Origin of the sequence: Rhodococcus sp. LB1, assembly GCF_001583455.1 — a bacterium.
Lineage (GTDB): Bacteria > Actinomycetota > Actinomycetes > Mycobacteriales > Mycobacteriaceae > Rhodococcus_F > Rhodococcus_F opacus.
Genome location: NZ_LTCZ01000414.1, coordinates 1 through 10,104, shown reverse-complemented (window position 1 = coordinate 10,104; position 10,104 = coordinate 1). Strand labels below are relative to the sequence as shown.

The 10,104-nt window shown below is 65.1% G+C and carries 9 protein-coding genes and 2 pseudogenes; 2 read left to right on the top strand and 9 right to left on the bottom strand.

Translation table 11 applies throughout. The annotated features are described in order from the left end of the window. Positions 1 to 123 precede the first annotated feature (123 nt). The 5 genes from phoU to AZG88_RS54730 form a co-directional block, all read right to left on the bottom strand. Positions 124 to 771 carry a phosphate signaling complex protein PhoU gene (gene phoU / locus AZG88_RS41995; RefSeq protein ID WP_061701054.1) on the bottom strand — a complete coding sequence of 216 codons (648 nt, stop codon included), beginning with the start codon at positions 769 to 771 and terminating at the stop codon, positions 124 to 126. A gap of 5 nt (positions 772 to 776) precedes the next feature. Next, positions 777 to 905: a hypothetical protein gene (locus tag AZG88_RS54735; RefSeq protein WP_231914386.1), complete on the bottom strand. Its 129-nt coding sequence runs from the start codon at positions 903 to 905 to the stop codon at positions 777 to 779. Positions 906 to 1,386: 481 nt separating this feature from the next. Next, positions 1,387 to 2,178 (bottom strand): hypothetical protein, encoded by a 792-nt coding sequence (locus AZG88_RS41990; RefSeq protein WP_063886953.1) that lies wholly within the window; start codon positions 2,176 to 2,178, stop codon positions 1,387 to 1,389. Continuing rightward, entirely contained in the window at positions 2,165 to 2,866 is a 702-nt protein-coding gene (locus tag AZG88_RS41985) for a hypothetical protein (protein WP_061701056.1), read from the bottom strand. Before AZG88_RS41985 ends, AZG88_RS41990 begins: the two co-directional genes overlap by 14 nt. A gap of 169 nt (positions 2,867 to 3,035) precedes the next feature. After that, a complete protein-coding gene (locus AZG88_RS54730; RefSeq protein ID WP_231914385.1) occupies positions 3,036 to 4,067 on the bottom strand; it encodes a hypothetical protein in 1,032 nt (343 codons plus the stop codon). A gap of 325 nt (positions 4,068 to 4,392) precedes the next feature. Between AZG88_RS54730 and AZG88_RS41975 the strand changes: the two genes are divergently transcribed. Further along, on the top strand, positions 4,393 to 5,658 hold the full coding sequence (locus AZG88_RS41975; protein ID WP_197488026.1) for a DUF2510 domain-containing protein: 1,266 nt from the start codon (positions 4,393 to 4,395) through the stop codon (positions 5,656 to 5,658). Between the two features lie 100 nt (positions 5,659 to 5,758). After that, on the top strand, positions 5,759 to 6,595 hold the full coding sequence (locus AZG88_RS41970; RefSeq protein ID WP_231914384.1) for a DUF3626 domain-containing protein: 837 nt from the start codon (positions 5,759 to 5,761) through the stop codon (positions 6,593 to 6,595). A gap of 52 nt (positions 6,596 to 6,647) precedes the next feature. On the opposite strand, the gene AZG88_RS41965 is transcribed toward AZG88_RS41970, so the two are convergent. The 4 genes and pseudogenes from AZG88_RS41965 to AZG88_RS41950 form a co-directional block, all read right to left on the bottom strand. Beyond that, positions 6,648 to 7,826, bottom strand: coding sequence for a glycosyltransferase (locus AZG88_RS41965; RefSeq protein WP_231914383.1), 1,179 nt, complete (start codon positions 7,824 to 7,826; stop codon positions 6,648 to 6,650). Between the two features lie 287 nt (positions 7,827 to 8,113). After that, a pseudogene (locus AZG88_RS41960) lies at positions 8,114 to 8,245 on the bottom strand (proton-translocating transhydrogenase family protein); the annotation flags it as partial. Further along, a pseudogene (locus AZG88_RS54725) lies at positions 8,246 to 8,554 on the bottom strand (hypothetical protein); the annotation flags it as partial. 405 nt (positions 8,555 to 8,959) lie between these two features. Continuing rightward, positions 8,960 to 9,604, bottom strand: a complete 645-nt coding sequence (locus tag AZG88_RS41950) for an alpha/beta hydrolase (protein ID WP_061701050.1) — start codon at positions 9,602 to 9,604, stop codon at positions 8,960 to 8,962. Positions 9,605 to 10,104 lie beyond the last annotated feature (500 nt).

The following is a 10,104-nucleotide window of genomic DNA, read 5'->3' as shown; positions in this document are numbered from 1 at the left end:
CTGTGGGACCTCGACCCCCTTGCCGCCGCCTGCAAGCAAGACGGGCGCTACGAATGCCTGATCACCGTCTCGCCCCTCCCGATCGTCGGCGGAGTCGGATCACCGGCAAACGCACGCGACGACCTACGGGGTCATCTGTTCCCCGGTGACGAGGAAAATCACCCGGCGCCCGACCACGACGGTGTGGTCACCGAAACGTTCGTAGAAACGCCCCAACAAGGTCACATCGACCGCGGCCGGGATGCTGCCGGTCCAGGCCGGATCCTCGATCAGGGTGAGCAGCCGGCGGTGCAGGTCGTCGAGCTCGTCGTCGCGTCTACCGATCTCGGCGGCCAGTTCGGGATCGTGCGTGCGCAGAACCCGTTCGGCGAGGCCGGCCAACTCGGCCGCCACCCGCCCCATCTCGGAGAGCAACTCCTCCGCCTCACCGGAAGCGACGTGCTCGGGATGACGCCGGCGGACACTTTCGGCCACATGCTGCACCAGCCCGCCCATCCGGCTCAGATCCGCTACCAGGTGCACACCGGTGACCACCTGACGGAGATCACGCGCCACCGGGCCCTGCAACGCCAGCAGCGCCATCGCCAGGTCCTCGCACGGACCGCGTAACTCCTCGATCTGTTCGTTGAGGTCGAACACCCGCTCGGCCAGGGGTAGGTCAGCCAGCACCAGGGCGTCGGTCGCCGCCTGGACCGCGTCCCCTGCCAGGTGGCACATCGACGCCAGACGGTCTGTCAGCTCGTCGAGCTGCTCGTGAAACTTCATCCGCATGCGCATCATCCTCGTGCACCTGCCGAAGACAGCACACGGGGACGTGTCATCTTTCCTGGTCCGACGGCTCGCCCAGGCCGCGATTCTTCCCCGTCCATCCAGGCGATCACATCGAACACCCGCAATGCGGAGATCTCGTCGGGGAGGCCGGCCTCCCCGCGGATCGACTCCAGTCAGTGGTGCAATGCCCAGTCGTCGGACCGCAGCGTCTCCCGGACCGGGTTCAGATGTGCGCGCTCGGTGCCCAGGACCGCACTGACCACCGAAACCGAAGATCGGGTACAGCCGGGGACGTGAACGGGCAATCAGCTTCGTCGCCTTCATACCGGCCGAGCCGATTTCCGAACTTGCTACGACACGATCGTTCGGGAGTCTGCTCGCCGCCGGCGGCATCCCCGGCAACGCCCACAGGGCCGTTTCCAGGTCCCAGGCGGGCCACCCCGGGGTCAGCGGCTCCGGTTCATCGAACCGGGCCCCGATCCGGTCCCACCGCCGCCAGAAGCGCGCTCAGCGCCTCCGCCTCGGTGTGCAGGATCGCCCCGCACCGCCGTCGGGGGAACCTGCGATCGAGGCCACGTCCGCGCCCGGTAGAGCGGCAATCGACAAAATGTCTCATTATCGTGTATTTCGTTGCTGCTGAGGAGCTCTCGATTTCGGATCCTGAACCAGCAGTAGCAACGCATCACGTCCTCGTCTCCGGCGTTGCTCGGGCATCGACAGCCACGAGCGATGATCCGGATCGGCCAACACCTCGGCCAGGGCTCGGACTCTGCCGCGATCGCTTCCCCTCATCCGTGCCCGATCGGCCACGGGGTTCTCGATGGCACACGCCAACACCACGGCATCGTCGAGATGACGCCCCCGATCGCGGGGATCCGCGAGATAGGCCGCGCCCTTGAGCACCAACGCCCCCAGGACGTCGGGCACACTCAACTTGGTTGACACCCCATCGATCTCGATCAGGCAGTCCACCGTCTTACGCAACGCGGACGTGCCCGCAGGAACGGCGAACACCTCACGTCCAGACACACTCGGCCGAAACCGGGGTGCCAGGTGATCGGCGACCATCACATCGACCTGCTCGACACCACCCGAACGTACGAAACGGTGCACCCGCCCCCTCACCGGCATCTGCAACTCGTATCCGATCTGCTCGAGCCGGGCGCGGACACCGCCGAACGTCGCGGCACCGGTCTCGATATGCAGAATCATGTCGACATCGACGGTCGCCCGGGTCGGCGGCACACCCGCGCGCACCGCATGAAGCTGAACCATCAACCCGCCGATCAACGTCCACTGCTCGGACGGAATCATCTGGGCGATCTCGGCGGCCTGCGGCCACGGCGGCCCCCACCCACCGACCGGTGCCTGCACCGTCCACACCGGCCGCTGCTCACCGGAAATCATCGAGCAACTCCCCCAGCACCCGCGCCCCGGCGCTGCGCTCCCGAGTGTCGAGCGACTCCATCAAATCCACCGCTACCGCCGCCACCGGCAACGTCGTCGTCGTGAAAAACCGGTCCACCGCAGTGACCACCCTCAACGTCACCTCCCCCTGACCGTCCGCCACCAAACCGAAGGTATCGATCACGCCGGCGAGGTCGTCGCCGACCACATACCCGTCCACAGCACCACCAGCCCTTCCCGACAAACCGAACCGGCCCGCCACCCCCGGAACCTGGGTCAGCGCACTGACACCGGTGGCCGCCACGTACCCGCCGGTGACAAGAGTGTTCAGATCATCGCCCCATCCCCGCATCCGGTGCACCCGCGCGCGCCGGCGGGCAAGAAACGCCACCTCAGTCGCGCTCGCCCGGCGCAGCCGATGCCTCAAACGACTCGCCTGCGAAGGAGAAATCCAATCCACCCCCACACCGGACAACATCGCCAACGCCGCCCACGCGACATCCCCATTCCACGGCCGGCCTCGATGGCGGTCCGTCTGCGCCACACGGTGCACCGACCCCGCATCCAACAGCAACGCCTTCCCCACCTCCCGCGTGACCACCAGCTCCCCCGCCCGCGCGAGACGAGTGATCTGTCGGCCGGACACGCCCAGCTCGGCGGCCGCCGCCGACACCGACATCTCACCCATACACATATGGTCGCACCTGCGACCATATAACGCAATAAATGCAGTTCAGCGGACCTATTTAGCCGTTACCGACTGCGCCCGGGCATTCCCGTCCGACACGTCCAGGACGCGACGACGTCGTCCACAGCCCAGGTCCGCCGCGTTGGAGGCGGCATCGATCCGCACCACGTCAGCCACGCCAGGCTCCGTCCAGGATCGCCCGACGCAGGTGCTCGCCGGCCTCCGCCGCATCCGGGCCCGCGCTGGCCAGCACATCGTGCAACGCGATGATCGGATCGACCCGCACTGGCAGCACCTCGTCGACCGCGGCCGGATCGACCCGCGCCGTCGGTTGTGCCGCCGCGGCCGCGGTGCGCCACACAGTCGGGTCCTGGGGCACCGTCACCACCAGCGTGTACTCCGCATCGGTGGCCGGGGTGAAACCGGCCGCAGTGAAGTCCAACAACCCACCGCTGTACAGCCCGGCCACCGCCGGCAACCGCCACGGCGCGTACACATCCGCCGCCACATCACCGGTCAGCACACACCCCACATTGCTTTCAGCGCACCAGGTTGCGGCCGCCTCCGCCTGCCGCACCACCGGATCGAGTCCATACCAGTACGTCGACACACCCCCCGGACCCGGATACTCCGCAAGCACCCCATCGAGGGCCTCGGCGCGCTGCCCGATCACCCACCCACGGTCGGTGCGCGACGCGAACCGATGACCCCGCAACACATGCGAGACCGACTGCTGCGTGACCCGCAGAACCGCGGCCAGCTCGACCTGCGTCACCGGCTGCTCGGCCAACAACAGCAACCGTTCGACCGCCCACCGCGTCCACGGCCGACGACCACGCCGCAAACCCCGGTCCCCCGACCCGGCCTCGGTCGACGCCGTCCCGATGTGTTCGACACCCCCGATGATCACACGCCCCTCCTCAACCGCGATCAAATCCACCACCCCCTCCGCCGCGAGCCCCCGCAAATACGACGTCGCACGCGGGGTGACAAGCAGGAACCGGTCCTCGCGATTCCCCCCACGTAGGCCCTCGACAATGCTCGGGGTCGGCGGCCTCCCATACACCTTGACCTTCACCGCCACCGCGCCCCCGCCAGGGACAACCAGCTCCAGATCAGTGGGCCCACCCGAGACGATCCGAACCTCGGCACGACGCAGCAACAGCAACGCACCCGACAACAACCGATCCGCCCGATCCACACCCACCACCTCCTGCCCACCCACCGAACTGCGAATACAAACTAAACTACCATCGAGTACTTAACTTTGTACAAGACGATTCCCGCATATGCGCACACCCCGCGACCCTCCGCCACGAATCAACGCCGGCCACTCGCGACATCAGCAACCACACCGTCGCAATCGGACGCGCGCCGTAGATACGTCCTCGCACGCCGAGAACCATGACCCCAGACTGGCGTATCCGCGTTTCCACCGAGTTCCGTGGGTGCCAGCCCGCCGACCGAACCGGCACAGCACCGGATCTGGTCCACCGCAGTCATCTGAGTGTGCTTATCTCATTCCCATGACAACTCCGGGGTGGTACCCGAATCCTGACGGGTCGAACTCCTACAGGTATTGGGACGGGCGGGCGTGGCAACAGGTCGCGGACCCGACCCAGGCAGCATCCACCCCGCCCTCCCAGCCGTCACCACCACCGCCGCCGACGACGAAGCGGTGGACACCCGAGCAGAAGCGCACGAACCTCCGCTGGTGGACTGGCCTGACGATCGCGGCGGTCGTGGTCGCGATCGGAGTTGCCAACTCCATCAGCGACTCGAGCTCCGAAACCCAGCGCACTGCATCCTCGGCGGCACCAGAACCCGCACCGACCGAGGTGACCACTCCCGCCGAGGTGACCATTGCGGCCGCGGTGTCCACGTCTGCTGCGCAGCCTGCACCACTCACCTTCTCGGAGTCGATGGTGCGCGCACACGGGATGACGAAGGACGACGAGGGAGGACAGTCGAACGTGCGCTTCGTCGCGGGCACCGAGGATCCGCACCAGGTCGAAGAACTACAGCGACAGTGCGTGCAGCACTACCTTCACACCACGAAGGCCGCCTACTGCTACGGCTACGCCAACGAGGCGGACTACGCACTGACCACGGTGGAGTGGACTCCGGAGTTCGACGAAAGCATCTACGGTGGCGGCCGGCCCTGCTGGATCGCATACAGTGGCCAACCGCTCGCGGGGCCACCCGGTACCGAGACGACGAAGTCAGCCCTCGAATACAGGACCCTCGGATGCCCGGGCGGTGTCCGCTTCCCCGACGAGGCACCGCCGGCGCCCACCCCGCCGGCGGCCGCAGTTCCCGCTCACGATCCCTGCGCCCTGCTCGAATCCGACGTCCTGACGACTGGCGGATTCAGCGACCGGACCGGACAGGCCGCCGGCTCACCTGCGACGTCCGCACATAGCGACATCCTCGCCACCTACTCCTGCGGCAACTCCGACGGCAGCGTCGTCATCGAGGTCGATCTGCACAACAGCCCGCAGGCAGCTCGGGATGACGCCGACTTCGCCACCAGCGCCGATCAGACATTCCTGATCGACGGTGGCACACGGGTTCCCTTCGACGCCAACCGCGGTGGCGCGAAGATCATCAACACCGAACTCGGTGTCTCGAGGACGAGCTGGTCCAATGGCCCCTATGCCGTCCTGCTCGAGGTCATGTCGGACCCAGTAGTTCCCGGACTGACCGCCAATCATCCTCACGAGCGCATCGACACCATGATCACCGCGACCGTCGACCACGCCGACGGTCGCCTCACCAACAGCAGTTGGTGAAGCGCTAGTCGGCGTGTGTTCCGGTCACCGGCCGGCAATCGGGACGTGCCGGTGATGGTTCGGCTAGCGGACAACGCCAGGCCGAACCATCAGATAATGGATGCGTGCCCGTCTACACTTATCCTGGTTTCACTGCAATCGCACACGTGCGCAGCCTCGCCCAGGGCCTTCCGCTCGATCGGACACTCCGTGTGACATTGCACTTCCACTCGGACCTCCCTTCACCGACAGCTCGACGCTGGAGGCGATCGCGGACCGCGGCGCCTACCTGTCACAGTTCGAAACCCAGACCGGCAACGGTGGACTCACTGCCCACCCCGGCAGCGACAGATGGAAGTGGGAAAGCCGCATCTTCGGCGGCGCCTACGACGCGCACCAGGCGGCGGAGCGACCCAAGTACGGATCGCTGAACCACCACGCCGACCCCTACGGCAGATCACCTCGATTCGGCTCCTCCTACCTCCTGCTGACCGAGCACACCCTCGACCGCACCACCTTCTGCTTTCCCGACAGCGTCTTCGAACCCGACCAGTTCGGCACCGCCGACGCGATGAACCTGGTGGAGGCCGCCGCCGCGGTGGAATTCGACGATCCACTCGACGACTACATCGAGGCGCACGTCCACGGACCCATCAACATCGCCTCAGATGTCGAGGCCCTCGTTCTCGACCCCAGCTACCGCGACACACCCTGCGACGAGATCGCCCAGTCGCTCGCCTGCCCGGTGTTATGGCACGACGGATACACAGTCGGCGTCGAGGAGATAGCCCGCCACCCCGACTACCGGGGGTCTCACATCGTCGACCTTGCCCGAGGCATCGCACACGGCGGCGAGCTCACCCCAGCCATCCTCAGCCTGGCACGGAGTGCATCCTTCGACCCGCAGGACCTGAAAAAGATGTGGCACTACATCGCCCGATACGGCACCCGCGCATAGCTATCGGCACACTCGAGGAAACGCGGACCCTCGATCCGCTACTTGGACAAATTCAGGGCTGACTCTCCCGATCCATCAGAGCTTCCAAGTCTTCGACCACTGACGCCGGGGGCGGCATCTCGTTGATCTCCTCGCGCATACGTTGTGCACCGACCCGTAGGGAGTCCGACGTCAGGATGCTCAGTGCGGTTCCGTGGATCTCTCCCGCCGTCACGGTGATCGGGTCGAGAGTGATCCCGGCCTTGAGGGCGGTCAGCCGTCCGGCGTTGAGTTCCTGGTCTGCCCCCATCGGAAGGGCGATCACGGGGACACCCTGGGCCAGCGCGCCGATGACACTGCCTGAACCAGCGTGGTTGACGACGAGATCGCAGAACGGAAGCACGGCTGATTGGGGGACGAATCGTTCGATCCGGACGTTGTCGGCGACGATCGGGATGCTGGCCGGATCGATGTTGACGCCGACGGTCACGAGGATGCGCACGGGCAGCCTGCGCAATCCCTCGAGGACACGGAGAAACAGATCACCGGACTCGATATTGAAGATGGTGCCGAGCGTCAGGTACACCCGCCATTGCTCGTCGCCGGCGGCTAGCCAGTCGACGGCAGCATGCCGGCCGGTGTCCAGATCTGATTCCGGCCGAACGGATACCGCAGTCTCGGGAAGCGGGAAGTCAGGGTGACGGAAGGACTGCGGGAAGGGTGAGATGATGAGGTCCTGGGCGAGTTCAGTGCAGTCAGGATCGTCCCGCAAGCCGTGAACTGCTCGGAGCTGCGACACCGGCTCACGGATGTGTTCGATGCGGGTCAAGGCGCCGGAGGCGATGACGCCCACGACGACGCGCGGGATGCCGGCCTGTTCGGCCGCAATCATGGCTCCGAAGTCCATTTCGTCGCAGACCAGTAGATCCGGCGTCCACGAATCGATGATCTGCCGCACGTGGCCGAAGCGTCCAGGGGCGAGGGTGCCGGCAAAATACCTGCCGATCACCGAGAACTCATGGTCGAGATCCGGGGTGGCGAGTATGCCGGTCGATTCGCTGGTGGACGTTGGGGCCGAACTTCCGCACGGAAAGTACGCGTCGAATCCGAGGGTGCCGTCGATGATGTTCGCCTGACCGCACACGCCGACAGCGTGTCCGGCCCCGCGGAGCGCTCGTGCAACCGGGAGCATGGGACTCAGATGTCCTATCCCGCCGGCGAAGGAGAACAAGACGTTTCTGACAGGCTGCACGCCACCATTCTGGAGCACGACCGATTAGGCCGACTCACGCATCCGCTACTCCCCCGGGACGGCCACGACACCCAGAATCCGGGTCTGAGCCTGGACCAGTCGATCGGTACCCCACCGATCGGCTCGATGCCGCCACCGTCACACCGGAGGCGCTCGGCCAATGCCGCCGGCAGGTCGCTGTCGTCGACCAGGCGATCATCGGCGCGAAGGAAATTCCCGAACTCGCGCACCCGGACGCGGAGATGCTGGATTTTCTCGCCCGGTTACCTGGAGGCGCGTTCACGTGTGATGCCGTGGATGGCGTTGGTGCCCGACATCAGCGGGGTTTGCAACGTGTTCGGGTCCTTGGAGATCACCGCGTACCCCACAAACCCGGGCAACACCAGGATCGCGATGTTCGCCAACAATTCGGTGTACATCTAGGTCACCTCCCGGTGACCGGCGAAATCGAGGTCGTCACCGTATTCGTCGATGTACTCGAGGTACGCGACCGTCCGCCGGGGCACCATCACATAGTCGAGAAAAACTGCCAGCGGTGTCGCGAGCGTTCTGAAAAGTGTTGCGATCATGAGGTTTCCTATGGTTTCACGGGTGACGCAGGACGCGGCGAGGACCTCGTCCGAGAAATCAGGGGCCAGCGCCCCATCGACGAGCATCAACTCGAGCAGCGCGGAGATGTTCTTCGAGTACAGAGCCGAGGCAAGTTCTGGCATGCTGGCGGCCAGGTCGGGTGGGCCGAGTTTCGACAATGCGCACACCAAGTCGTTCTTCCAAGGACAAATGAGGAAGTTGCTTGACAGACGGCTGGGACGTCGAAGGCGTAAGCCGGATCGAGCGGTTCGAGTGGCCGCACATTACATCCGGCGTCGTTGCGACTCGACCCTCGGTCACCTCACCTCAGCCGAGTTCGCACACCGACTGCTCGGGTCGTCTACGCTGTCAGTTGCCGCATGAGATCCGGTGTCCACATTTAAGGTGCACCCTTCCCTTCGGGTGCAGGGGGTAGGGGAGCCGCAAAAGGCAGTGCGGCGAGTGCATGTCCTTGCCGTCGGCGATTCCTGCTTGCTATTTGGGCAGGTACGCCATCGCTGCAATACGAGTTTGCAGCGATGGGCCGCCGACACCACTGTCAGTCAGACGTGTTTGGCAAGAAAAGGTATAGCCCGATCCAGTATCTGGGTTACGGCCTCCTTCTCGTCGTAGAGGTCGTAGTGGGTGCCGCCCGCGATCTCCACCAGTTCCTTGTCCTTGGACGCGGCGCGACCGTAGATTTCGCGGCCGTCGCGGTAGGCGCCGAAGGAACCCGGGACGTCACCGATGGCAACCAGCAGGGGCTGTGTCAGGAGCGTTTCTGCTCGGTTGAACGCGTCCCAACCCACAGCCTTGGACGGATAGGAGAACAGCGCTCGGGTGCAACCGTTGGGTTGTGCGCCGCGCGGGGTGCGGTAGTACAAGGTGGCCTCGTACAGCTCGATGAAGCGCGGTTGGCCACCGGATTCGCCCTGAAAGCTGGCGTCGAACGCGATCGCGACGTAGCCCTCCTTGGCCAGCGCGGCGCCATAGATGTTGCCGGCGGTCTGCTCTTTGCAACTGCCGATCGGAGGGCCACACACCACAGCCGCGTACTTCTTGCTCTCGTCGAATCCCGTTGGGAGCAAGAGGTTAGCGGCAATCTCCAATGCCAGCGCCGGCACCCGGACGCTACGAATCTCGCCGTCGTAGCCGGAGTCATAGGTCTCGACGTGGCGGTTGCTTCCAGTCTTCTTGCTCTCGGTCATCTCATTCACCTTCGTCCTTATCAGACAGTAGCCACCATGGCTTCGTCCACGGAGTGTTTGCCGCCGATACACCGAACATAACGCTGGGATCGACACCGAGCCAGGGAACATCTGTACCCCCTCTCGGGAGCGCCTGGTTGTGACCGGTCCGGTAGTAACCGATCGGGTTATTCCGAGATCGAACACGAGACCCTGCGCTGAGCGGCCGCGTATTTCGCGTCAATGTCCTCCTGGAGTGGTCCGGTAAGTATCGGCGGTCGCGTTCGCGTTTCGGGAACGGTATCGAACTCTCCTGTTGGTCCTCACGGCCTGCCAATCGTTCAGTGCGTGGTGGACTGATGTGACCCCCAGCGCCGGTAAGAGAGCCGAAGATGTGGCCGACAGACCGCCACCATTCACGACAGGCAGAAGAATCATGCCGATCCCCGAACCGGATCCGCGGTCATCGGCTTGGATGAAGTGCGCAAGCGGGCCGAAGATCTGGTCTCGCGCGAGACCAG